At 73.6% G+C, this 24,398-nt stretch carries 21 protein-coding genes; 5 read left to right on the top strand and 16 right to left on the bottom strand.

Going from position 1 to position 24,398, the window contains the following annotated elements:
- Positions 1 to 27 precede the first annotated feature (27 nt).
- The 14 genes from ACY34K_RS25980 to ACY34K_RS26045 form a co-directional block, all read right to left on the bottom strand.
- Positions 28 to 2,154: a xanthine dehydrogenase family protein molybdopterin-binding subunit gene (locus ACY34K_RS25980; protein WP_462751189.1), complete on the bottom strand. Its 2,127-nt coding sequence runs from the start codon at positions 2,152 to 2,154 to the stop codon at positions 28 to 30.
- Positions 2,155 to 2,196: 42 nt separating this feature from the next.
- A complete protein-coding gene (locus tag ACY34K_RS25985) occupies positions 2,197 to 3,216 on the bottom strand; it encodes an FAD binding domain-containing protein (protein WP_462751191.1) in 1,020 nt (339 codons plus the stop codon).
- Positions 3,213 to 3,737 (bottom strand): 2Fe-2S iron-sulfur cluster-binding protein, encoded by a 525-nt coding sequence (locus tag ACY34K_RS25990; RefSeq protein ID WP_462751193.1) that lies wholly within the window; start codon positions 3,735 to 3,737, stop codon positions 3,213 to 3,215. Before ACY34K_RS25990 ends, ACY34K_RS25985 begins: the two co-directional genes overlap by 4 nt.
- Positions 3,738 to 3,804: 67 nt before the next feature.
- On the bottom strand, positions 3,805 to 4,302 hold the full coding sequence (locus ACY34K_RS25995) for a DUF5709 domain-containing protein (protein WP_462751195.1): 498 nt from the start codon (positions 4,300 to 4,302) through the stop codon (positions 3,805 to 3,807).
- Positions 4,303 to 4,548: 246 nt separating this feature from the next.
- A complete protein-coding gene (locus ACY34K_RS26000) occupies positions 4,549 to 4,731 on the bottom strand; it encodes a CsbD family protein (RefSeq protein ID WP_462751197.1) in 183 nt (60 codons plus the stop codon).
- 73 nt (positions 4,732 to 4,804) lie between these two features.
- Positions 4,805 to 4,981: a hypothetical protein gene (locus tag ACY34K_RS26005; RefSeq protein WP_462751199.1), complete on the bottom strand. Its 177-nt coding sequence runs from the start codon at positions 4,979 to 4,981 to the stop codon at positions 4,805 to 4,807.
- Positions 4,982 to 5,394: 413 nt separating this feature from the next.
- Positions 5,395 to 6,318: a Rieske (2Fe-2S) protein gene (locus ACY34K_RS26010; RefSeq protein WP_462751201.1), complete on the bottom strand. Its 924-nt coding sequence runs from the start codon at positions 6,316 to 6,318 to the stop codon at positions 5,395 to 5,397.
- Between the two features lie 50 nt (positions 6,319 to 6,368).
- Positions 6,369 to 7,553: a glutamate--cysteine ligase 2 gene (locus ACY34K_RS26015; RefSeq protein WP_462751331.1), complete on the bottom strand. Its 1,185-nt coding sequence runs from the start codon at positions 7,551 to 7,553 to the stop codon at positions 6,369 to 6,371.
- A 121-nt stretch (positions 7,554 to 7,674) separates the two neighbouring features.
- Entirely contained in the window at positions 7,675 to 8,889 is a 1,215-nt protein-coding gene (locus ACY34K_RS26020; RefSeq protein WP_462751203.1) for a GNAT family N-acetyltransferase, read from the bottom strand.
- A gap of 72 nt (positions 8,890 to 8,961) precedes the next feature.
- Positions 8,962 to 10,098 (bottom strand): XdhC family protein, encoded by a 1,137-nt coding sequence (locus ACY34K_RS26025; RefSeq protein WP_462751205.1) that lies wholly within the window; start codon positions 10,096 to 10,098, stop codon positions 8,962 to 8,964.
- A gap of 41 nt (positions 10,099 to 10,139) precedes the next feature.
- A complete protein-coding gene (locus ACY34K_RS26030) occupies positions 10,140 to 11,582 on the bottom strand; it encodes an NCS2 family permease (protein ID WP_462751207.1) in 1,443 nt (480 codons plus the stop codon).
- 305 nt (positions 11,583 to 11,887) lie between these two features.
- Positions 11,888 to 14,296, bottom strand: a complete 2,409-nt coding sequence (locus ACY34K_RS26035; protein ID WP_462751209.1) for a xanthine dehydrogenase family protein molybdopterin-binding subunit — start codon at positions 14,294 to 14,296, stop codon at positions 11,888 to 11,890.
- Between the two features lie 2 nt (positions 14,297 to 14,298).
- Positions 14,299 to 14,910 carry a (2Fe-2S)-binding protein gene (locus ACY34K_RS26040; protein WP_462751211.1) on the bottom strand — a complete coding sequence of 204 codons (612 nt, stop codon included), beginning with the start codon at positions 14,908 to 14,910 and terminating at the stop codon, positions 14,299 to 14,301.
- A gap of 2 nt (positions 14,911 to 14,912) precedes the next feature.
- Positions 14,913 to 15,803, bottom strand: coding sequence for an FAD binding domain-containing protein (locus tag ACY34K_RS26045; RefSeq protein ID WP_462751213.1), 891 nt, complete (start codon positions 15,801 to 15,803; stop codon positions 14,913 to 14,915).
- A gap of 291 nt (positions 15,804 to 16,094) precedes the next feature.
- Here ACY34K_RS26045 and ACY34K_RS26050 point away from each other — a divergent pair, with 291 nt between their 5' ends.
- From ACY34K_RS26050 to ACY34K_RS26060, 3 genes are all read left to right on the top strand, one after another.
- Positions 16,095 to 17,831, top strand: a complete 1,737-nt coding sequence (locus ACY34K_RS26050) for a PucR family transcriptional regulator (protein WP_462751215.1) — start codon at positions 16,095 to 16,097, stop codon at positions 17,829 to 17,831.
- A 106-nt stretch (positions 17,832 to 17,937) separates the two neighbouring features.
- Positions 17,938 to 18,759 carry a pentapeptide repeat-containing protein gene (locus ACY34K_RS26055; RefSeq protein ID WP_462751217.1) on the top strand — a complete coding sequence of 274 codons (822 nt, stop codon included), beginning with the start codon at positions 17,938 to 17,940 and terminating at the stop codon, positions 18,757 to 18,759.
- A 433-nt stretch (positions 18,760 to 19,192) separates the two neighbouring features.
- On the top strand, positions 19,193 to 19,969 hold the full coding sequence (locus tag ACY34K_RS26060) for a hypothetical protein (protein WP_462751219.1): 777 nt from the start codon (positions 19,193 to 19,195) through the stop codon (positions 19,967 to 19,969).
- A gap of 18 nt (positions 19,970 to 19,987) precedes the next feature.
- On the opposite strand, the gene ACY34K_RS26065 is transcribed toward ACY34K_RS26060, so the two are convergent.
- Both ACY34K_RS26065 and ACY34K_RS26070 read right to left on the bottom strand, forming a co-directional pair.
- The gene (locus ACY34K_RS26065) at positions 19,988 to 21,151 is read right to left on the bottom strand and encodes a WD40 repeat domain-containing protein (protein WP_462751221.1); all 1,164 of its coding nucleotides are present in this window, start codon (positions 21,149 to 21,151) and stop codon (positions 19,988 to 19,990) included.
- Between the two features lie 12 nt (positions 21,152 to 21,163).
- Positions 21,164 to 21,907, bottom strand: coding sequence for a GntR family transcriptional regulator (locus tag ACY34K_RS26070; RefSeq protein WP_462751223.1), 744 nt, complete (start codon positions 21,905 to 21,907; stop codon positions 21,164 to 21,166).
- Positions 21,908 to 22,092: 185 nt separating this feature from the next.
- On the opposite strand from ACY34K_RS26070, the gene ACY34K_RS26075 reads away from it, so the two are divergent.
- Together ACY34K_RS26075 and ACY34K_RS26080 are read left to right on the top strand one after the other, a co-directional pair.
- A complete protein-coding gene (locus ACY34K_RS26075) occupies positions 22,093 to 22,965 on the top strand; it encodes a (2Fe-2S)-binding protein (protein ID WP_462751225.1) in 873 nt (290 codons plus the stop codon).
- Between the two features lie 264 nt (positions 22,966 to 23,229).
- A complete protein-coding gene (locus tag ACY34K_RS26080) occupies positions 23,230 to 24,318 on the top strand; it encodes a DUF2637 domain-containing protein (protein WP_462751227.1) in 1,089 nt (362 codons plus the stop codon).
- The last annotated feature ends 80 nt before the right edge of the window (positions 24,319 to 24,398 follow it).

Below are 24,398 nucleotides of genomic sequence, written 5' to 3' on the forward strand. Positions count from 1 at the left end.
TGCCCGCCGGGGATTACGGGACAGCCCTTAGGAGAGGGCGGGCAGCACCCGGTCCGGGGTGAGCGGCAGGTCGCGGAAGCGGACGCCGGTGGCGTGGTGGACGGCGTTGGCGACGGCGGCGGCCGTACCGACGATGCCGATCTCTCCGATGCCCTTGCTGCCCATGGGGTTGAGGTGGTCGTCGTCCTCGTCGATCCAGTGCGCGTCGATGTCCGGGACGTCGGCGTGGGCGGGCACGTGGTAGGAGGCCAGGTCGCACTCCGCGAAGTCGCCGAAGGCGGGGTCCATGGTGCTGCGTTCGGTCAGCGCCATTCCCAGGCCCATGGTCATGCCGCCGACGAACTGCGAACGGGCGGTACGCGGATTGAGGATGCGCCCGGCGGCGTACACGCCGAGCATCCGCCGGACCCGCACCTCGCCCGTCCCGGTGTCGACCGTCACCTCGGCGAACTGGGCGCCGAAGGCATGACGGGCGTACGGCGGTGTGCGCCCGGCCTGCTCGGTGGTGTCGGCGGACACGGACAGTCCGTCCGCCGGCAGCGGGCCCGTGTGGCCGGCCAGCCGGCCGGCGAGCCGGGTGCAGGCCTCGTGGACGGCCCAGCCCCAGGAGGCGGTGCCGGAGGAGCCGCCGGCCAGCGAGGCGCGCGGGAGCCGGGTGCTGCCGATCTCGATGTGGACGGCGTCCAGGGGGGCGCCGAGGGCGTCGGCGGCGATCTGGGCGAGGACGGTGCGGGCTCCGGTGCCGATGTCGGTGGCGTTGACGTGGACGGCGTACCCGCCGCCGGGGAGCGCGGTGGCGGAGGCGGTCGACGGCGCGACCAGGACGGGGTAGGTGGCAGCCGCGACGCCGGTGCCGGTGAGCAGGTGCCCCTCGCGGCGGATCGCGGGGCGCGGGTCGCGGTCGGCCCAGCCGAAGCGGCGGGCGCCCTCGCGCAGGCACTCCACGAGGTGGCGGCTGCTGAAGGGCAGGTTGGAGTCGGGCTCGGTGGCCGGTTCGTTGTGAACGCGCAGCTCGATCGGGTCCGTTCCGAGGGCCTCGGCGAGTTCGTCCATGGCCGACTCCAGCGCGTACATGCCGGGGCATTCGCCGGGGGCGCGCATCCAGGAGGGGCTCGGCACGTCCAGCGGGACGACGCGGTGGAGGGTGAGGCTGTGCGGCGACGCGTACATCACCCGGGCGGGTACGGCCGCCTGCTCGACGAACTCCTTGATCCGCGAGGTGTGGGTGGTGACCTCGTGGCTGAGGGAGACGAGGGTGCCGTCCCGTTCGGCACCGAGGCGGACCCGGTGCAGGGTCGGCGCGCGGTGCCCGACGACCGCCGCGAGGTAGGCACGCGGCAGCGCCAGTTTGACGGGACGACCGGTGTGCCGGGCGGCCATGGCGGCGAGCACGACGTTCGGCCGGGGGGTGCCCTTGGCCCCGAAGCCACCACCGACGTGTTCGGAGACGACCGTGACATGGTCCTCGGGCAGGCCGAACAGCCGGGCGAGGACGACGCGGACGGGTGCGGAGCCCTGGCTGGAGTCGTAGACGGTGAGATGCCCGCCGTCCCAGCGGGCGAACGAGGCGTGCGGCTCCATCGGGTGGTTGTGCAGGGGCGGGACGCTGTAGGAGGCGTCGACCCGCACGGGCGCCGTGGTGAAGGCGGCGGCCGCGTCGCCGCGCTCGCGCCGGGCGGGGTGTCCGCCGTTGGCCTCTTCGGGCGTGTAGGCGCGGGGGTGGTCCGCGGTGAGGGTGACGTCGTGGGGTTCTTCGGCGTAGTGGACCCGGACGGCGTCGGCGACCGCGCGGGCGGCCTCCGGGGTGTCGGCCACGGCGAGCGCGACGAACCATCCGCGGTGCGGCACGACGTCGTCCCGGAGGACGTTGAGGATGGGGTCGTCGGGCTCGGCGACGCGGGGCGCGTTGCGCGGGGTGAGGACGGCGATCGCGCCGGGCAGGGCGAGGGCGGCGTCGGTGTCGAACGCGGTGACCCGGCCGCGGGCGACGGTGGCCGGTACGGGCCAGGCGTAGGCGCAGTCCGGTGGGGTGTGTTCGGCGGCGTAGCGCGCGGTGCCGGTGACCTTGTCCCGGCCTTCGAGCCGCTCGGCGGGGGTGCCGAGGGCGGTCGCGGCGGCGCCGGCGGGTGCCGTGGGGGTCGCGGTGGGGCGCATCGCGGGTCCTTCTCGGAGAGGGTCACGGGTGGTCGGTGGTCGTCACGGCCCGGTCGCCGCCGACCCCGCGGTGGCCGGTCCCGCGGTGGTGAGTTCGGTGAGGACGCGGCGCGCGAGGTTGCGGGCGAGGGTCACCTTGTAGGCGTTGTCCCGCAGGGGGCGGGCCTCGGCCAGTTCGGCCTCCACCGCCCGGGCGAGGGTGTCGGCGTCGGGGACGGCCCCGGTGAGCAACGCCTCGGTGCGGCGGGCGCGCCACGGGCGGTGGGCCAGTCCGCCGAACGCGATCCCGACGTGGCGTACGACGCCGCCCTCCATCGCGACGACGGCGGCCACGGAGGCGAGTGCGAAGGCGAAGGAGGCGCGGTCGCGGGCCTTGCGGTAGGCGGAGGGCAGTCCGGCCGTGGTGGCCGGGAGGACCACGGCGGTGACGAGTTCGCCGGGGCGGAGCACGGTGTCCCGCTCGGGTTGGTCGCCGGGCAGCCGGTGGAACTCCGCGGCGGGCACGGTCCGCTCTCCGTCGGCGCCGTACAGCACGACCTCGGCGTCGAGAGCGGCGAGGGCGACGGCCATGTCGGAGGGCTGGGTGGCGATGCAGTGCGACGAGTGCCCGAGGACCGCGTGGTCGCGGTGGACGCCGTCGAGGGCCGCGCAGCCGCTGCCGGGGGCGCGCTTGTTGCACGGCTTGGACAGGTCCTGGAAGTACGGGCAGCGGGTGCGCTGCAGCAGGTTGCCGCCGGTGGTGGCGATGTTGCGGAGCTGGCCGGAGGCGCCGGCGAGCAGCGCCTGGGACAGGGCGGGGTGGCGGGCCCGGACGAGGGGGTGGGCGGCGAGGTCGCTGTTGCGTACGGTGGCGCCGATCCGCAGGGCCCCGTCGGGCAGTTCCGTCACCTCGTCGAGTTCCAGCCGGCTGACGTCGACGAGGAGATCGGGGGTCTCCACGCCCAGCTTCATCAGGTCGACGAGATTGGTGCCGCCGGCGAGGTAGCGGGCGCCGGGGCGGCCCGCGTGGGCGGCGGCCGCCTCCTGGACGCTGTGGGCGCGGACATAGGCGACGGGCTTCACCGGATCACGTCCTGGACCGCGTCGACGATGCGGGGGTAGGCGCCGCAGCGGCAGAGGTTGCCGCTGAGCCGCTCGCGGATCTCCTCGGCGGTGAGCGGCGCGTGACCCTGCGCGGGCGGTGCCGCGGGGTCGGTGACGTGGGAGGGGTGGCCGGCCGCCGCCTCGGCGAGGACGCCCACGGCCGAGCAGAGCTGCCCGGGAGTGCAGTAGCCGCACTGGAACGCGTCCCGCGCCAGGAAGGCCCGTTGCAGGGGGTGGAGGTTCTCGCCGTCGTTGAGGCCTTCGACGGTGGTGATGTCGTACCCGTCCTGGGCGACCGCCAGCAACAGGCAGCTGTTGGCGCGGCGCCCTTCGACGAGGACGGTACAGGCGCCGCACTGGCCGTGGTCGCAGCCCTTCTTGGCTCCGGTCAGATGCAGTTGCTCGCGCAGCACGTCGAGGAGGGTGGCGCGGTGGTCGACGGTGACGGTGTGCGGGGCGCCGTTGACCTGGAGGGTGATGGACGAGTGGGTCGGCTGCACGGGCTCGGGCCTTCCGGGACGTATGGGGCCGCGCGGCCACGTGGGGCCTGCGGCGGGGGCGACGCCGTCAGCGGGACTCGTCGTCGGGCCCGCGGACCGCGTCCTCGCCCTCGGGGACGACGTGCATGGCGGCTTCCTCGGCGGACGCGGCGGCGCCGTCGATGCCGACGTCCCGGGCCACCATCTCCTTGTCGGAGTCCGTCCGAACCCCTTCGTCGGGCGCGACCAGGCGGCCGGAGCGGCGGGCGCCGACCTCCTCGTCGAAGGGCTCGCCGTCGCCGCCGGCCAGGTCGCCGATGCCGTTGTTCTCCTCGCCCTCGGGGGCGGTGTCGGGCACTTCCTCGGAGAGCCGCTGGTCGAGGGTCTCGCCCTCGCGCTGCTCGCGGGCGGTGGTGCCGATGTGGTCGACGGCGACGGGGCGCTCGGGCGGGGACCAGCCTTCGTCGTACGGGTCGGCCTCACGGTCGGACAGGGTGTCCTCGGGGTCGAGGATGCCCTGGTCGTCCCGGACCTCGGAATCGTCCGGCTGGTAGACCTGGTCGCCCATCGAGTCTTCGGTTCCCATGGTGTGGCTCCCCTGTGCTGTCCCGGATGGCGTTCGGCCCCTACGACTGATCGCGTATCCAGCCTGGATCAGGTCACACCTCCCGGCACTCCGGGCGGGGCGGGAGGGTGCCGCCGCGGGCGGGAGGGCTGCCGGGGACGCGGGAGGCGCGGAATGGCGCCGGACGCGCGGTGGCCCGGCGGACGAGGGTCCGCCGGGCCACCGTCCCGGTGAGGGCCGACCGCACCGCCGTCTCCTCGGGTGCGGTCACCGGTCGAATGCGTCGTTGGCCTTCTTGGCCGCCGTACGCAGGTCGCCCTTGGCACGCTCCGCGCGGCCCTTGACGGTCAGGCGCTCATTGCCGACCACACGGCCGAGGGTCTCCTTCACCGCGCCCTTGACCTGGTCGGCCTTGGCGGAGGCCTTGGAGGTCTTCCTGCTCCGGGCCATCGTCACGCTCCTTCGGTCGCCGTTCTCCGACGAGGAGCGCGTGCCCGGCACTACGGGGGGTAAACGTCCCGTTTCAGTGCTGTTCGGGGTGGTTCCATCCGAGGCCGGGGGTGTCCCAGGCGAGCACACGGTCGGCCTGCTGATGGGTGAGCTCGGCCAGCTTGCGGGCCTCGTTGAGGACGTCCCCGTGCTCCCTGACGAGCTGGTCGTATATCGGCGATTCGGGAGGGGCGATGGAACGGGCGATCACGTGCGGGTCTCCTTCGGGCACGGCGGCTGCGGGGTGCCGGGCGGGTCCGGCGCTCCGGCGCCTGCCCCGCAACGGCGCCGATCATACGGAATCACCGCTACCGCTTTTCCCCGGACCGGATCGAGCACCGGACAGCTCCGTTCACGGTCATGAACGGGTCCGTGGCGCCCGTCCCGACTTCCTTCACCTTCCGGCAACAAGCGGCACTGCCGCGGCGGCGAAAGGCGCTGGAGCTTCACATCACGACGCGCCCCGGACCAGACCCCGGGGTTCGGGCGACCTCCGACTGCCCCCCTCCTCCCCCGCCGTTCACCCATCTGACCCGGAGGATTCGTTCGGTCCCTGCACAACCGCCCCGCACGGACGCACGGACGCGGCGACCCGCGCCGGCCGCGGGCCGGACGGGGCAGGCCTCAGGCGGCGTCCCTGGCGCCGCCCGTCGCGGCCGGGGCGAGGTGGCGCAGCCGCGCCTCGACCCGTCCGTCCACGATCCGGGTGTCGAAGGACGGCTGGGGCGCGGTCGCCGGGCCCCGCACGTTCCAGCCGTCGGCCAGCCGGAACACGCTGCCGTGCCAGGGGCAGCGGACGCAGCCGTCGTCGATCTCGCCCTCGGAGAGCGGCCCGGCCATGTGGCTGCACCGGTCGGCCAGGACGTACACCACGTCGTCGGTGTCGCGGACGACCATGACCGAGACGTCGTCGACCTGGCGGCGCACGGGCCGGCCGACCGGGAGCTCGGCCAGATCTCCGATCTCGTGCCAGCCCGGCCGCACCTGGTGGGCGACCTGTTCGGCGTGGTTGGCGCCGGACGCCTGCCGGTAGGCGAGGTGGCCACCGAGGAGGCCGCCGGCGGTCACGGCCGTCAGCCCCGCCAGGCCCAGCGCCTTGCCGAGCCGCTCCCGGCCGGTGGACCGGGCGGCGTACGAGCCCGCGTACAGGCCGACCGCGGTGATGTTGGCGGCGGCGTGCACCAGGCCGACGCGGCGCTGCTGGCGGTGGAGCTCGGCCCAGTCGGTCCAGCCCGCCACCGCGGACGGTGCCGCGGCCGCGAGACCCACCCCGACGAGGGTGCGGGCGCCCCGCCGCCGGCCCGGGAGCAGATCCAGCACGGCCGCCGAGAGCCAGGTCCCGATGGGCACCTGGACGAGCAGCGGATGGACGGGGTGGCCAAGCGGGCGCCCGTGCAGCACGTCCCTGCCGCGTCCCAGCGGCAGGGACCGCACCACCAGCTGCAGTGCGTCGATGATCCGGTCGGCACGGTCGTCCCGCTCGATCCTGTCGATGGCCGACACGATCCGTCCCGGTCCCGTGCCGCTGTTCGTGTTCCCCTGTGTCATGCGACGCGAGTAGCCCCGCGGGCGGGTTCTAACCGCCGGTCGGGTCTCTCCTACGCCCCGGCGGCGCCCGCCGGGGCGTCCGTGCCCAGCTGGGTGCGGCGTACACATTCGGCGACGACGGCCCGCAGGCTGCCGGTGCGCCGCAGCAGCAGGCGCTGGACGCGCGCGCCGTTTCCGTACCGGAGCAGCTCGGCGATGCCCCGGCGGGCGTCGTACAGGTCCCCGTTGGCCTCGAGGGCGTCCTCCACGTGGCCGAGCAGGGCGTACACGACGCGGTCCGCGGGGGCGGGCCGCATGGTGAGGGGGTGGATCAGCTCGTCGTCGAGGCCGGAGCGGCTGGCCCGCCAGGCCGCCGCCCGCAGCAGGCCGACCCCGTGGCGGGCCGGGGGCTCGCCTTCGCGCCACTGGCGGGCCGCGGTGTCGACCAGGCCGCGGGCGAGGGTGGCCACGAGGGCGGTGGTGGAGGTGTCGAGGCAGACGTCGGCGGCGCGGACCTCGACGGTCGGGTAGTTGCGGGAGAGCCGGGCGTCGAAATAGATCATGCCCTCGTCGTGCAGGACGCCGGTGCCGATGAGGTCGCGCACCAGCCGGTGGTAGCGGTCCGCGGAGCCGAAGATCTCCACGGGCCCGGCCGACGGCCAGCGGCCCCAGACGCGGCTGCGGTAACTGCAGTAGTCACTGTCGTGCCCCTGCCAAAACGGAGAGTTGGCGCTGAGCGCGAGCAGCACGGACAGCCAGGGCCGGATCCGGTCCAGGACGGCGACCCCCTCCTCGTCCGACTCCACCGAGACATGCACGTGGCAGCCGCAGGTCAGCTGCTCCTGGGCGGTCAGCCCGAAATGCTCCTGTATCCACCGGTAGCGCTTGCCCTCGCTGAGGGCGGGACCGGCCGGGAGCGGCGACGTCGCCAGGGCCGCCACGGCGGCGCCGGCCGCGCCCGCGTGCCGGGCCGCCTCACGGCGCCAGCGGCCGATCTCGGCGGCCAGCTCCCGCATGCCGGTCTGCGGGTGCGTGGCGAACTCCAGCTGCTGGCCCTGGAGCTCCTTGGTGAAGGCGTGCGCGCGACCGTGGCTCTCCTTCGCGGCGATGGCGAGCACCGCCGTGGAAAGGGCACGGGGTTCGCCCGTGTGGGGGTCCACCAGGAGGAGTTCTTCCTCCACTCCGACAGTGCGCAACGAAAAGCCACCTTTCCGATCGCATCCTGCGGGAAGCAATGACTCGCCGGGACGCTCCATCATCCCGGCTGGGGCCGCGCAGCGCACGGCCCCGGAAGGCCGCTACCGGGATCTGGCGAGTTCCCGCCGCCCCCGGCTTGAACCGCGTGCGGACCGGCCTCCCGGGCGTCTCCCCCGCCCCTCAGAACTCGTCGCCGGTGTTCGGCAGCAGCTCGGTGCGCAGGGCCGCGTCCAGCCCGCCGGCCGCTCCCGGTGTGTGCTCGTCCACCAGACCCGCCCGGACCAGGTCGGCCACGCGGGTGCCGCCGAGATAGCAGGCGGCGAGGTCGCGGACGTCCAGGGTGAGGTCGGCCGGGTCGGACGTGGGCGCGCAGACGGCGTCCCCGCCGCCCACGGTGAGGCGGAAGCGGCCGTCGTTGGCGGGGAGGCGGTCGTCCCGGACCTCCAGGACGAGGTCGGCGGGGGCCGCCCACGCGCGGCCGGTGAGCGCCGCGGTCACATCGACCAGCCGCACCCACAGGGCCGGGTACTGGCCCGTGACGCGGACCTGGTCGCGGTCGGCGGCGAACAGCAGCAGGGGGTCGTCCAGCGGGCGGCCCCAGGCGCGGACGGTGCCGGTGAGGTCGATGGAGGCCACGTACCGCCACAGGGCCGCGGCGGCGGCCGGGGTGTCCGCCTCCAGCTCGTCGACCCGGACCAGACCCGGTGTCCCGGTGTCGTCGTTGCCCGGCTTGGTGCGGTAGACGGCGTACCCGGCGAGCGGATCGCCGAGCCCGACGACCCGGGGCGGGGAGAGCTCGTCGTCCTCCTCGTCCTCCTCCGTCAGCCACTCACCGCTCCAGCGCTCCTCGTCACGGGCGATGCGGCCGGCCCGGTCCGTGCGGGTGGCGTCGAAGTACGGCCCGACCACGGCGGGGGCCTCGTCCGGGTCGATCAGGCGCAAGGGCCGCTCGTCGGGGTCGATGCGCAGGGCCAGCGGACGCCGGGAGTCGATCTCCACGCTGATGCCCTGGGTGGCGGGGCCGAAGCCGAACCTGCCGTAGATCGCGTCCTCGGAGGCCCACAGCGCGGCGAGGGGGCGGCCCTGCGCGGCGGCGCGCCGGAACAGTTCGCCGAGCATCGCGGAGAGCACGCCGCGCCGCCGGTGGGTCGGGGCGACGGAGACGAAGGTGAGCCCGGGGCAGGGGAGTTCGCCGCCGGGGACGGACAGCGAGAACGGGTGGGCGGCCACGAACCCGACCATGGTGCCACCGTCGTACGCGCCGATCCGTTCGCACGAGAGCAGCAGCTCCCGGTGGTGCTTGCGCTTCTCGTCCTCCGGGTGTTCGTGGAAGACGAGGTACACGAGGTCCAGCGCGCGGTCCACGTGGGCTTCGGGGACGTCACGGATGTCCATGCTCCGGACTCTAATCCCCGGCATGCGGACGGTCACGGGAGTTTCGCCGCCGGGCCGTCCGGGCCCCGGGTGTCAGGCCACGGAGTCGATCCGGCCGGCCGGGGCGCCGGGGCCGTCGTGGTGGATCGGGGTGTGGGCGCCGGTCAGGGAGACCCCGCTGCCGCCGCGGCGGTTGGCGACGATCTCGGCGCCGATCGACAGGGCGGTCTCCTCCGGCGTACGGGCGCCGAGGTCCAGGCCGATCGGGGAGCGCAGCCGGGCGAGCTCCAGCTCGGTCACGCCGACCTCGCGCAGCCGGCGGTTGCGGTCCTCGTGGGTGCGGCGGGAGCCCATCGCGCCGACGTACGCGACGGGAAGCGTCAGGGCCAGCTGGAGCAGGGGCACGTCGAACTTGGCGTCGTGGGTCAGCACGCACAGCACGGTGCGGCCGTCGACCTCCGTGGCCTCGAGGTACCGGTGCGGCCACTCGACGACGACCTCGTCCGCCTCGGGGAAGCGGGCGGGCGTCGCGAAGACGGGGCGGGCGTCGCAGACGGTCACGTGGTAGCCGAGGAACTTGCCCACCCGGACCAGTGCGGACGCGAAGTCGATCGCGCCGAAGACGATCATGCGCGGGGCGGGGACGCTCGACTCGACCAGCAGGGTGAGCGGCTGCCCGCACCGGCTGCCGTCCTCCCCGATCGTGACGTTGGCGGTGCGGCCGGCGTCGAGCAGGGCGCGGCCCTCGGCCGCGGCGGTGCGGTCCAGTTCGGGGTGACCGCCGAGTGTGCCTTCGTACGATCCGTCGGGACGGACCAGCAGGGCCTTGCCCAGCAGCTCCGCCGGGCCCTCCGTGATCCTGGCGAGAGCCGCCGCCTCCCCTCGGGAGGCGGCCGCCAGCGCGGCGGGGAAAACCCCGCCGCGCACCGGGGTGACGAGGATGTCGATGATGCCGCCGCAGGTCAGGCCGACCGCGAAGGCGTCCTCGTCGCTGTAGCCGAAGCTCTCCAGGACGGTCTCGCCGTCCTGGAGAGCCTGCCGGCACAGCTCGTACACCGCGCCCTCCACACACCCTCCGGAGACCGACCCGATCGCCGTGCCCTCGCTGTCGACGGCGAGAGCGGCGCCCGGCTGGCGGGGCGCGCTGCCACCGGTCGCCACCACGGTGGCGACGGCGAAGTCACGTCCCTGCTCGACCCACCGGCTGAGTTCCTCGGCGATGTCCAGCATGTCGGTCTCCTTCGAGAGGCTTCAGGTGTGGAGGGCCCGCGTCAGTGGGCGGTACCCGTGGCGAAGTAGAAGACGAACACCGCCGAGAGCACCCACATCAGAATGCTCGGCTCCCGCCACCTGCCCTGCGCGGCCTTGATGGCGCAGTAGGCGATGACACCCGCGCCGACACCGGTGGTGATGGTGTACGTGAACGGCATCAGGACGACCGTCAGGAAGACGGGGACCGCGACGGACCAGTCGGTCCAGTCGACGTGGCGGGCGTTCTGCAGCATCATCGCGCCGATGACGACCAGGGCGGCGGAGGCCACCTGGCCCGGCACGAGCTGGGTGAGCGGGGTGAAGAACAGGCACGCGGCGAAGAACAGGCCGGTGACCGAGGCGGAGAGTCCGGTGCGGGCGCCTTCGCCGACGCCGGTGGCGGACTCGATGAAGACGGTCTGGCCGGAGGCACCGGAGGCACCGCCGATCGCACCGCCCGCACCGTCGATGAACAGGGCCTTGTTGAGGCCGGGCATACGGCCCTTGGCGTCGGCGAGCTTGGCCTCCTGGCCGACGGCGATGATGGTCGCCATGGCGTCGAAGAAGCCGGCCAGCACCAGGGTGAAGACGATCATGCCGACGGTGGTGTAGCCGAGCTTCTCCCAGCCGCCGAACTCGACCTGGCCGAGGAGCGAGAAGTCCGGCATGGAGACGACGCTGCCGTGCAGGGTCGGCGCCTTGCCGCCCCACTCCGACTCCTTGATCAGGCCGGTCGCGGTGGCGGTGACGGAGATGATGGTGCCGACGACGATGCCGAGGAGGATGGCTCCGGGCACCTTGCGGGCCTGCAGCATGAAGATCAGCAGCAGGGTGATGGAGAAGAGCACGACCGGCCAGCCGGTCAGCGATCCGCCGACGCCGAGCGTGACGGGACCGCCGCCCTCGCCCTTGCCGACGAAGCCCGCGTTGACGAAGCCGATGATCGCGATGAAGAGGCCGATGCCCATCGTGATGCCGTGCTTCAGCGCCAGCGGGATGGCGTTCATGATGACTTCACGGACACCGGTGACCACCAGCAGGCAGATCACGGCACCGTAGATGACGCACATGCCCATGGCCTGCGGCCACGTCATGTCCGGGGCGACCTGCGTCGAGATGACGCCCGCGACACTCAGGCCCGCCGCGAGGGCGAGCGGGACCTTGCCGATGAAACCCATCGCCAGAGTGGTGACCGCCGCGGCGAGCGCGGTGGCGGTGATCAGGGCGGGCTGGCTGAGCTTGTTGCCGAGCACGTCCTCGCCGCCGAGCAGCAGCGGGTTGAGCAGGAGGATGTACGCCATGGCCATGAAGGTCGTGACGCCGCCGCGCACCTCGCGCGCGACCGTGGATCCTCGGTGGGTTATGTGAAAGTACCGGTCGAGCCAAGACCGTCCGGCGGGAACGCGGGAACCGGGTCCCGCGTCTTCGGCGACGGTCTTCGGCTCCACTGACGACTGGGTCATGGTGCCTACTCCCAAGGTTCAAAGGGGCACCCGCTTGCACAGGGGCAAAGCTGCGGGATTTGGGATGGAACGTGGGCTGCACGACCCGGGGGACGGCCCGAGGCGAACGGGGTACTGCGTGGGGGGTACTGCGTGGGGGTGGGACTTGCGTGGGGGTGGGACTTGCGTGGGGATGGTGGTGCTGGGGTACTGCGTGGGTTTCCCCAGGGCTTTCCTGACCGCGAGCGGTGCGGTGAGGAGTACTCCGGGCGGCGCGGGCTGCGGACTTGTGACGTTCCTGGGAGGCACGCACCGCCCGGAGGGCTTCAGAGGGTGCCGGTGAGGTGCTCGGGGCGTACCGGCGTCTTGTTCAGCTCCAGACCCGTCGCGTTCCGGATCGCCGCGAGGACGGCCGGGGTGGACGAGAGGGTCGGGGCCTCACCGATGCCGCGCAGCCCGTAGGGCGCGTGGTCGTCGGCGAGCTCGAGCACGTCGACCGGGATGGTCGGGGTGTCGAGGATCGTGGGGATCAGGTAGTCCGTGAAGGAGGGGTTCCTGACCTTCGCGGTCTTGGGGTCGACGATGATCTCCTCCATGACCGCCACGCCCAGGCCCTGGGTGGTGCCACCCTGGATCTGGCCGACGACGGACAGCGGGTTGAGGGCCTTGCCGACGTCCTGGGCGCAGGCCAGCTCGATCACCTTGACCAGACCGAGCTCGGTGTCCACCTCGACCACCGCGCGGTGAGCGGCGAACGAGTACTGGACGTGGCCGTTGCCCTGGCCGGTGCGCAGGTCGAAGGCCTCCGTCGGGCGGTGCCGCCACTCGGCCTCGATCTCCACGGCCTCGGCGTCGAGGACGTCCACCAGGTCGGCGAGGACCTCGCCGCCGTCGGTGACGACCTTGCCGCCCTCCAGGAGGAGTTCGGCGGTGGCCCAGGCCGGGTGATAGGTGCCGAACTTCCGGCGGCCGATCTCCAGGACCTTCTCGCGGACCAGCTCGCAGGAGTTCTTCACGGCGCCGCCGGTGACGTACGTCTGGCGGGACGCGGAGGTGGAGCCGGCCGAACCGACCTGGGTGTCCGCCGGGTGGATGGTCACCTGCGTGACGCCCAGCTCCGTGCGGGCGATCTGGGCGTGCACGGTGATGCCGCCCTGGCCGACCTCGGCCATCGCGGTGTGCACGGTGGCCACGGCCTCGCCGTTGATGACCTCCATGCGCACCTTGGCGGTGGAGTAGTCGTCGAAGCCCTCGGAGAAGCCGACGTTCTTGATGCCGACCGCGTAGCCGACGCCGCGGACGACGCCCTCGCCGTGCGTGGTGTTGGACAGACCGCCGGGCAGCGCGCGGACGTCGGCGCCCTCGGTGCTCTCCCACTGGCGCTCCGGCGGCAGCGGGCGGGCCTTGACCCGGCGCAGCAGTTCGGCGACCGGGGCGGGCGAGTCGACCGGCTGCCCGGTCGGCATCAGCGTGCCCTGCTCCATGGCGTTGAGCTGCCGGAACTCCACCGGGTCCAGGTCCAGGGCCTTGGCGAGCTTGTCCATCTGCGCCTCGTACGCGAAGCACGCCTGGACCGCGCCGAAGCCGCGCATCGCGCCACAGGGCGGGTTGTTGGTGTAGAGCGCGATCGCCTCGATGTCGACGTCGTCGATGACGTACGGGCCGACGGCGAGTGAGGAGGCGTTTCCGACGACCGCCGGGGAGGCGGAGGCGTAGGCGCCGCCGTCGAGCACGATCCGGCACTTCATGTGCGTGATCTTGCCGTCCTTGGTGGCGCCGTGCTCGTACCAGAGCTTCGCCGGGTGCCGGTGCACATGCCCGAAGAAGGACTCGAACCGGTTGTAGACGATCTTGACGGGCTTGCCGGTGCGCAGGGCCAGGAGGCAGGCGTGGATCTGCATGGACAGGTCCTCGCGGCCGCCGAAGGCGCCGCCGACGCCGGAGAGCGTCATCCGGACCTTGTCCTCGGGCAGGCCGAGGACCGGGGCGATCTGGCGCAGGTCCGAGTGGAGCCACTGGGTGGCCACGTAGAGGTCGACACCGCCGTCCTCGGCCGGCACGGCCAGACCGGACTCGGGGCCGAGGAAGGCCTGGTCCTGCATGCCGAAGACGTACTCGCCGGAGACGATCACGTCCGCCTTCTTGGCCGCCTCGTCGGCGTTGCCGCGGATGATCGGCTGACGGTGCACGATGTTCGGATGCGGCACGTGACCGGCGTGGTGGTCGTCCCGGCCGGGGTGCAGCAGTGGCGCGCCGGGGGCGGTCGCGGAGGCCTCGTCGGTGACGACGGGCAGCTCCTTGTACTCGACCTTGATCTTGGCGGCCGCGCGGCGGGCGGTCTCCGGGTGGTCGGCGGCGACCAGGGCGACGGGCTCGCCGTGGTGGCGTACGACGCCGTTGGCGAGGACCGGGGTGTCCTGGATCTCCAGGCCGTAGTTCTTCACCTCGGTGGGCAGGTCCTCGTAGGTCAGGACGGCGTAGACGCCGGCCTGGGCGAGGGCTTCGGAGGTGTCGATGGAGACGATCTCGGCGTGGGCGACGGTGGAGCGCAGGATCTGGCCCCACAGCATGTCCTCGTGCCACATGTCCGAGGAGTAGGCGAACTCGCCGGTGACCTTCAGGGTGCCGTCGGGGCGGAGCGTGGACTCTCCGATGCCGCCCTTGGTCTGGGAGCCCTGGGTGACCTTGGTGGGCGTGCCCGCCGGGGCGGACGCGGCTCGGGTGTTCGGTGCCATGGTCAGACCGCCTCTCCCTGGCGGGCGGCCGCGAGGCGGACCGCGTCGAGGATCTTCTCGTAACCGGTGCAGCGGCAGAGGTTGCCGGACAGCGCCTCGCGGATGTCCTCGTCGGACGGCGAGGGGTTGCGCTCCAGCATCTCGTCGGCGGCGACCAGCAGGCCGGGGGTGCAGAAGCCGCACTGCACGGCGCCGGCGTCGATGAACGCCTGCTGGATGGGGGAGAGCTCGGTGCCCTCACCGGTCTGGGAGTCCGTTCCCTTGGCGGACCACGCCTGCGCGGCCTGCAGGGAGGTGCCCTCCTTGCCGTCGGCGGCGGATCCGCAGGCGCCGGTGCCGCACGCGCCGCCGTGCTCGGCACGCTGCCTGGCGTAGTCGGCCAGGCCCTCGACCGTGACGACCTCGCGGCCCTCGACCTGGCCCGCGGCGACGAGACAGGAACAGACGGGGACGCCGTCCAGACGCACCGTGCAGGAACCGCACTCGCCCTGCTCGCAGGCGTTCTTCGAGCCGGGCAGGCCCAGGCGCTCACGCAGGACGTAGAGGAGGGACTCGCCCTCCCAGACGTCGTCGGCTTCCTGCGGACGTCCGTTGACCGTGAAATTGACGCGCATGGTTATGCAGCTCCTTCAAGGGTGCGGCCGGTGCCGCGGTACTGCTCCCAGGTCCAGCCGAGCGTGCGGCGGGCCATGATGCCGACCGCGTGGCGGCGGTACTTGGCGGTGCCTCGCACGTCGTCGATCGGGTTGCAGGCGCCGGACGCGAGCTCCGCGAACTGCTTGGCGATCGAGGGAGTGATGATCTTGCCGCTCTCCCAGAAGCCGCCCTCTTCGAGCGCGGCGTTCAGGAAGTCCTCGGCCTCCTTCGCCCGCACGGGCGTGGGGGCGGCCGAGCCGATGCCCGTCCGCACCGTCCGGGTCTCCGGGTGGAGCGCCAGACCGAAGGCGCAGACCGCGATGACCATGGCGTTGCGGGTACCCACCTTGGAGTACTGCTGCGGGCCGTCGGCCTTCTTGATGTGGACGGTCTTGATGAGCTCGTCGGGCTGGAGCGCGTTGCGCTTGACGCCCGTGTAGAACGCGTCGATGGGGATGAAGCGGGAGCCGCGGACCGACTCCACCTCCACCTCGGCGCCGGCCGCCAGGAGGGCGGGGTGCGCGTCACCGGCCGGGGACGCGGTGCCCAGGTTGCCGCCGACACCGCCGCGGTTGCGGATCTGCGGGGAAGCGACGGTGTGCGACGCCAGGGCCAGGCCCGGCAGCTCCGTCCGCAGGTTCTCCATGATGCGGGTGTAGGGGACGGAGGCGCCCAGCCGGACGTTCTCCTCGCCGACCTCCCACTCGCTGAGCAGCTCGATGCGGTTCAGGTCCAGCAGGTACTCGGGCCGCCGGTGGTCGAAATTGATCTCGACCATGACATCGGTGCCACCCGCGATGGGCACAGCCGTGGGGTGCTCGGCCTTGGCGGCGAGCGCCTCCTCCCAGCTTGCGGGGCGAAGGAAGTCCATGAGTGGCTCTCTTCTGTGATCGTGTCGTTCGCTGGGGCTCGGGGGACGGCCGGGCCTCGTCTTCGTCTTCATGTTCACGTGCTGTTAACGCGTTGTGGACTCAGTACACCCAGCGGTGCTCCACCCGGTGCAGTCACCGAAACCATGAAGGAGTTGGCTGGTCGCCCTCCTCGTCTTGTAGATTCGAACGAAAGGCGGGGAGCAGTAACCTCTCCGTTTCCCCCCGGAAACGGTGGCCACAGGTCACCGACCACAACGAGACATTCCACGAGACAGATCGGCGGCGACGAGATGCGGCTGCGCGCACTGCTGGAAACCGACGCGCTGGGGCTGCGGCTGCTCGGCGGCGAGGACGAACTCGACCGCACGGTCCGCGGCGTGATGACGACGGACCTGCGCGACCCGAGCCGGTACCTTTCGGGCGGCGAGCTGGTGCTCACGGGCCTCGCCTGGCGCCGGGACGCGGGCGACTCGGAGCCGTTCGTCCGGATCCTCAGCGGAGCCGGCGTGGCCGGGCTCGCGGCCGGCGAGGCCGAGCTCGGCGCGATCCCGGACGATCTGGTCGAGGCGTGTTTGCGCCACCGGCTCCCACTCTTCGCAGTCAACGAGTCCGTTGCATTCGCAACGATCACCGAGCATGTCGTTCGACAGGTGTCGGGCGAGCGCGCCGGTGATCTCGCGGCTGTCGTGGATCGCCACAGAAGACTGATGACCTCCGGCCCGGCGGGCGGCGGCCCGGAGGTCGTGCTCGACCTCCTCGGCTCCGACCTGGACCTCCGCGCCTGGGTGCTCTCCCCGACCGGCCGGCAGATCGCCGGGGCGGGCGCCCCGCTGACGGCCGAGGTGGGGGCCCGGCTGGCGGGCGAGCACCTGGCCGCTACCCGGACCGGGCGACGCGGCCCGCACCGGGTGACGGTCGGTGGAACGACGTACTCCCTGTTCCCGATCCGGAACACCGGGCGCGGGGCCGCCCCGGCGTCCCGGGACGTCCGTGAGACGGTCCTGTCGGACTGGCTGCTCGCCGTCGAGGCCGACGCGGGCGACTGGCCGGCCGCCCGGCTGGACCTGCTGCAGGGCGTCACGCAGCTGATCGCGGTGGAGCGGGACCGGCGTGACGCCGCCCGCACGGTGCGGCGCCGGCTCGCCCAGGAGGTCCTGGAGCTGGTCCAGACGGGCGCCGCCCCGGCCGAGATCGCGGCCCGGCTGCGGGTCGCGGCGCCCGTGCTGCTGCCCGGTCTCGGCACGGCGCCCCACTGGCAGGTCGTGGTGGCTCGGGTGGAGTGGGGCCCCGAAGGTGCCGCCGGGCCGGGCACGGAGGGCGGCCCGGTCGCCCAGGCCCTGCTGGAGGAGATCCTGGTCGACCCGGCGACCGTCGGCCCCGACTCGGCCGACCGGATCGCGGTGGCGCACACCGGCGACGAGGCGATCGCACTGGTCCCGCTGCCTGCCGCGCCCGAGGTCGACGGCGAGGGGGCGGCCGACGGCGAAGAGGCCGGGGAGGGCACGGCCGGCGCCGCCGGGATCGGCGGTCCGGGTCTGCACGCGGACGAGCTGCTGGCCTCCGTGCGCGCCCCGTTGTCGGCCGGCCTCGCCGACGACGGCCGGCTGACCCTCGGCGTCAGTGCCGCCGTGCTCTCGGCCGAGGGGCTGCGCGGCGCGCTGGAGGAGGCGCGCCACGCCCGCCGGGTCGCGGCCGCACGGCCGGGCCGGGTGTGCGCGGCGGGCCACCACGAGCTGGCCTCGCACGTCCTGCTGCTGCCGTTCGTCCCCGACGACGTGCGCCGGGCGTTCACCGCGCGGCTGCTCGACCCGCTGCGGGACTACGACCGGCGGCACCGGGCGGAGCTGATCCCCACCCTGGAGGCCTTCCTGGACTGCGACGGCTCCTGGACCCGGTGCGCGAGCCGGCTGCACCTGCACGTGAACACGCTGCGGTACCGGGTCGGGCGCATCGAGCAGCTGACCGGCCGGGACCTGTCCCGGCTGGAGGACAAGCTGGACTTCTTCCTGGCGCTGCGGATGTCCTGACGGCCCGTCCGTCCCCGCAACGGCGGGCCGGGCCCGGCGGCAGAAGCACACGCCGCGAAACACGCCTTCGAGAAACACGCCTTCGAGAAACGGTACGCACGACACCATGTCCGGACACCCCGAGGACGCCCTGCGCGGAGACTGCGCCAACTGCTTCGGTCTGTGCTGCGTGGCACTGCCCTTCACCGCGTCCGCGGACTTCGCCGCCACCAAACCGGCCGGGCAGCCCTGCGGCAACCTCCAGCGGGACTTCCGCTGCGGCATCCACACCCGGCTGCGCGACAGCGGATACTCCGGCTGCACGGTGTACGACTGCTTCGGCGCCGGCCAGAAGGTCTCCCAGGTCACCTTCGGCGGCCGCGACTGGCGCGCCGAACCGGAGACGGCACAGCGCATGTTCGACGCCTTCCCGGTCGTCCGCCAGCTGCACGAACTGCTCTGGTACCTGACCGACGCGCTGTCGATGAAGGCCGCGCGATCGCTCCACGCCGAGCTGCGCGGCGTCCTGGCCGAGACCGAACGCCTCACCCTGCTCGCCCCCGACGAGCTCGCCGGCCTCGATGTGAACGCCCACCGTGCCGTCGTCGGCGACCTCCTGGGCCGCACCAGCGAGCTCGTCCGGTCGGGCGTCCCCGGCCGAAAGAAGAACCACCGCGGCGCCGACCTCATGGGAGCCCGCCTCAAGGACGCCGACCTCCGCGGCGCCACCCTGCGGGGTGCCTACCTCATCGCCGCCGACCTCACCGGCGCGGACCTGCGCCGTGCGGACCTCCTCGGCGCCGATCTCCGGGACGCACGCGTCGCCGGCGCCGATCTGACCGACGCGCTGTTCCTGACCCAGCCCCAGGTCAACGCCGCCCGGGGCGACGCCGCTACCCGCCTGCCGCGCGGACTCACCCGGCCCGCGCACTGGGCGGCGGCGCGCTAGGCGTGCTTCGAAAGTGGCGTCGTCCGCCCGGAGGGCGGGGCCCGGCCGGACGGGACTTTCGAAACGTAGCCGCGCGCCGTCTCGTGATCGCCGCGCACCACGTCGTGTTCGCCGGCGCGCGGCCCGTGGGCGACGAACCGCGCGCCCCCGGCTCCGACGTCAGGCAGTCGCCGCGGATCGCTGCCCGTCAGCCGCGGTGACCATGGCGGGATTCACCTTTTCGGAGGAATCGAACCCCTCGCCATCCTGACGGCGACGACCTCCCGGAACGCGGCGGACGCCTGGGGCCGACCGCCCTGGGGGCGGCGCGGAGGGGAGTCCGGTGCGCCGCTGATTGTGAATCAATTCACCTGACCCTCTTGGCCGGGCACACCCATCCGTGCTGAGATGCGTCCGGACTCAACAGCTCAATGGCGCGCTCGGGGAGGGCAATGTGGCGCATACCGCCATGTCTGGTTCCGGAACGACCGCAAGTGACGATCCACTCCAGACCGCGGTATGGCGGCTGCGCTCGCGCGGCTGTTGGACCGACGCGGCCGCCCTCCTCGCACCCCACACGGCCGCCCCGCCGATCGCGCTCCAGCGGGCGGCACTGCTGATCGAGCGGTGTCTGTACACCGAACAGGGCTGGCAGGAGGCGGAGGAGGCGCTGCGCGCGGCCGAGGCGATCGCCCAGGACAACGACGAGCGCGGCGCCGCGGCCTGCGAACGCGGCTACCTCGCGTACGCCTCGACGCTGCTGGGTGTACGGGACCGGGCGGACGAGGCTCGGGCGGCGCTCGGCAGGGCCGCGGCGCTGATCGCCCCCACCGGCTCGGGCCGCCCGCTGCTGGACTTCCGGCGGGGCCTGATCGCGCAGAACCTGGCGGACTCCCCGCAGGCCGCCCGCGCCGCGTACCGCCGTGCCCACGCGGGCGCCACCACCCAGGGCGACACGCTGCTGCTCTCCTTCACCTGGCGGCACCTGGCCGGACTGGCGCTGCGGGACGGCGAGTTGGCGGAGGCCCGGCACGGTTTCGCCGAGTCGCTGCGGCTCCGGGAGGAGCTGGGCTATCTCGTCGGCACGGCGCCCGCCCTGGTCGCCCTCGCCGACGCCGAACCCGAGCCGGAGGCCGCGCGGTTGCGGGAGGAGGCGCGTCGGCTGTTCCGGCTGCTCGGGGGCGTACCGACGTGGCTGGCGGCCCGTCTGGCGCCGCAGGCCGCGGCCTGACGCGAGCCGCCGCCACCCTCACACGGGCCGCAGGCGCACGGCCGACTCGTCCGTGCCGACGACGGTCTCGCCGTCCGGGGTGACGGCGACCGCCCGGATCGGCGGACCCGGGCGGAAGCGGGCGGCGCGGCGGACGCCCCGCCGGTGGAGTTCGAGCAGCCCGTCGGACCAGGCGACCGCGAGGAAACGGCCGGTGTCCGGGTCGGCCGCGTGCAGGGCGACGACGGCGTGGGGGCGGTGGGTCACCGGGGTGCGGCGGGGTGCACGTCCCGGAGACCAGAGGCGGACCGTGCCGTCCGCTCCCCCGCTGTACACCTCGCACCCCTCGGGGGTGGCGACCGCCGTGAGGGCGGTCACGCGGCCGGAGTGGAGGGCCGCCTGGTGCAGCCCGTCGAGTCCGAAGGCGTGGACCGATCCCATGCGGTCGCCCGTCAGTATCCGGTCGCCGGCCGTCGCGAGGGCGGTGCCGGGGTGGCGTTCGAGGGTGGTCGTGACGGCCCGGGTGAGCCGGGTGCCCGTTCCGCCGCGGGTGTGGAGCCGGCCGCGTTCGTCGAGCAGCAGCAGGGTGCGGTCCGGCAGGCAGGCCAGCGCCTTGGGTCGCGGACCGGCGGAGAGGACGTCGTCCAGGAGGCGCACGGTGCCCCGCCGGTCGGCCGCGACCAGCCGGCCCCGGTACGTGGTGAGCGCGGTGACCGGCCCGTGGTGGGCGCCGGCCAGACGCCAGGACGCCGCCGCGGCCAGCTCGGTGAGAGCGGGCCGCAGCCCCGGGTCGGCGCCGGGGGCGAGGGCGGCGAGCAGGACGAGGGCGCGTTCGGCCGCGGGCTGGTCGCGGATGAGTGACTGGCCGGCCCGCAGCCAGGCGGACCGCAGTCCGCCGTGGTCGCCGTCCGCCACCTCGTAGGCCGCGGTGGCGCGCGCCGGGTCGGCCGCGCAGACGGCCGCCGGGTTGTCCAGGTCCAGCGGGGGGCGGGCGGCGGGCGCGTCCGCCGCCTCGACGGTCACCCGCACATGGCCGACGTCCCCCAGGAGCCGCAGGAGCGCGGCGACGTCCTCGGGCTCCTCCGCGGGCAGGCTGACGCGCACCGCGCTCCGGCCGCCGGACAGCAGGGCCGACAGCAGTTCGTCCGGGGTCCTGGCCACCACGCCGAGCTGGTTCGCCAGCGTCCACACCGCGCCGCGCACGCCCCGGTCCCGTCAGTCCTTCGCGCCGGTGAAGTGCTCCCGCACCAGTGACTGCACGACCTGCAGGTCCTGGGCGGCGAGCGCGTCGAGCAGGGCGCCGTGTTCCGCGGCGTCCGCGACCAGGTCGGCCCGGCGGGTGGCGGGCCGGCTCACCAGCGGCCACTGGGCACGGCGGTGCAGGTCCTCGGCGATCACGACGAGCTGTTCGTTGCCCGCGAGGGAGAGGACGGCTCGGTGGAAGGCCCGGTCGGACTCCGCGTAGCGCGCCCGGTCGCCGCGGGCGGCGGCCGCCGCCGTGGCCTCGGCGAGGGGGCGCAGCTCGGCCCAGCGCTCGGCGGGGACCGTGCGGGCGAGGCGCAGCATCACGGGGACCTCGATGAGGGCGCGGACCTCGGCGAGCTCGGCGAGCTCGAGCGGGGTGCGCTCGATGACGCGGAAGCCCCGGTTCGGTACGACCTCGACGGCGCCCTCGACGGCGAGCTGCTGCATCGCCTCCCTGACGGGGGTCGCCGAGACGCCGAACCGCTCGCCGAGGGCGGGTGCCGAATACACCTCGCCGGGGGCGAGCTCCCCGCTGACCAGCGCGGTGCGCAGGGCGTCGAGGATCTGGCCGCGTACGGAGTGGCGCCGTACCACGCGCGGGATGTGCGGGGCCGCCGGTTCGCTGTGGGTGTGCTCGCCGCGTGCCTGTTCGGGGACGCGGACGGCGGGATGCGCGAGCGGGGTCGCCGCCTCGCGCGCTCTGCCCTGCTCCACTCGGGTCCTCCTGCCGCCTGGTGCCGGGGCCCGGCTCGCGGTGAACGGGCCCCCTGTGCACGATAGGCGCACGGGCCGCCATTCGGGCGTGCGGGGGGCACGCCCCCCCAGAGAACACGGTAAACACCGAGCAGATCGGGTAAGGTTAGGCTTACCTGCTAACGATCCCGATTCGGTGGTCCCGCATGTCCGTCCCCACCCTGCTTCCCGCCGTGAGCTCTCCCGTCGCGGACGCCTACGGCCGCCTCACCGAGGTGTTCCCGGGACTGCGTGTGCGCGAGCTCGCCGAGGGCGAGACATCACCGTGCGGCATGGGGGCCTCCCCCGTCGAACACGGCGAGGGCTGGGTCGGCGCGGACGAACTCGCCGCCGGCGGCGACGCCCTGGACACCTTCCTGGCCTGGGACGACGCCCAGGTGCTGCGGGACTACGGGCAGCGGGCCAGGCCGGACGTGATCGCCAGCTTCGGACTGCACCGCTACGGCTGGCCCGCCTGCCTGCTGATCACCGTGCCGTGGTTCCTGAACCGCCGGGTCCCGCGCCTGCCCGTCGGGGACGTCGCCTTCCAGCGGGTGCTGGGCCGGATGACGGTCCGGGTGCGGGAGTTCTCGTGCCTGCCGGGCGACCCGGCGGCGGCGCTTCCCGGCGCCCGGGTGGTACCGGACGAGGAGGCCCTGCGCGCCGAGGTGCGCGCGGCGCTGGCCGAGCACTTCGGGCCCGTCCTCGACGGCTTCGGTCCGCGGATGCGGCGCGGCAAGCGGGCCCTGTGGGGCATGGTGACCGACGAGATCGTCGAGGGCCTGTGGTACGTGGCGCATCTGATGGGCGAGGAGCCGCGCGCCATGGCCGAGCTGGAGCGGCTGCTGCCGGGCACGGCCAAGCCGTACGTCGGCTCGGCCGGCTTCCGCGAGCTGACCGGCCCGTCCGGTGAGTCGCTGCCGACCCGCGACCGGGCGAGCTGCTGCCTCTTCTACACCCTGCGCCCCGAGGACACCTGCGTCACCTGTCCGCGGACCTGCGACGCCGACCGCGTACGCAAGCTGAGCGCGTCCGCCTGACGCCGGCCGGCCCGGTCCGGCACGCGGCGCGACCGCGGGAGGGGGCCGGCGCCTCCGCGGAATCCCGGCCCATGCCACTCCCCCGGGTGGCCCAGAATCGAACTCAACTCGGTTCACCCGTACGCCGGTTCGACCAGATCGCACCTATTTGTATGCCGCGCCGCCCCAATGGCGTTTTCTTGCGCGGAAACCCCTTGAGGCTCACGAGCAGTCGGACAATATGGCGCCGAACCGTCCTCCCGTGAGCGATGCAAGGGACACCGCATGAGACTGACCGACATATCGCTGGACTGGCTGCTTCCCGGCGGCGTGATGCTGGTGGGGGTCCTGGCGGCGGTGGCGGTGCTCACGCGCGGCAAGCGCGCAGGCGACAAGGCCGCGGCCGACGACTCCTGGGAACGCAGCGAGGAACGCCGAAGGCGCAAGGAGGCCGTCTACGGCACCGCGTCCTACCTCCTGCTGTTCTGCTGTGCCGCGGTGGCCGCCGCGCTCTCCTTCCACGGCCTGGTCGGCTTCGGCCGGCAAAACCTCAGCCTGACCGGCGGCTGGGAGTACCTCGTCCCCTTCGGGCTCGACGGCGCCGCCATGTTCTGCTCGGTCCTCGCGGTGCGCGAGGCGAGCCACGGTGACGCGGCCCTCGGCTCGCGCCTGCTGGTCTGGCTCTTCGCCGGCGCCGCCGCCTGGTTCAACTGGGTGCACGCCCCGCGCGGCCTCGGCCACGACGGGGCTCCCCAGTTCTTCGCCGGGATGTCTCTCTCCGCCGCCGTGCTGTTCGACCGGGCGCTGAAGCAGACCCGCCGCTCCGCGCTGCGCGAGCAGGGTCTGGTTCCCCGGCCGCTGCCCCAGATCCGGATCGTACGGTGGCTGCGGGCGCCCCGGGAGACGTTCGGCGCCTGGTCGCTGATGCTCCTGGAGGGCGTACGCACCCTGGACGAGGCGGTCGAGGAGGTCCGCGAGGACCGCCGGGAGAAACAGCAGAACCGGCTCCGCCGCCGCGAGCAGCAGAAGCTGGACCGGGCACGACTGAAGGCCTTCAACCGTCAGCACCGGGCCTGGGGCGCCGGGCGCGGCGGCCGCCAGGTCGACGTGCCCCCCATGGGTTCCCCGCAGGTCGAGGTCCAGGCCGTGCACTCTTCCTCGGGCTCCGCGCCGGCCGCCGTGGGGGCGTCCGTCGCGGAGCCTGCCATAGCCGGCCAGGGAAAAGCGCCACTTCGACCCCGGCCCTCCCTCCAGGCCGTCAGGGGCACTGAGCCCCGTACGGTCGACCTGACCGCCGAGGACGACACCCAGACCCTGCCGCGGCTCGACTCCCTGGAGCGGAAGCTCAAGGATTTGGAGCAGCAGTTCGGCTGACCGGCCACGGGCGACCGCAGGCACACGCTCGAACACCACGAAGGCGACCGAAGAGCCGGACCCCTGTAGGAGGCGACCCC

It is taken from the genome of Streptomyces sp. STAM6 (genome assembly GCF_054963715.1).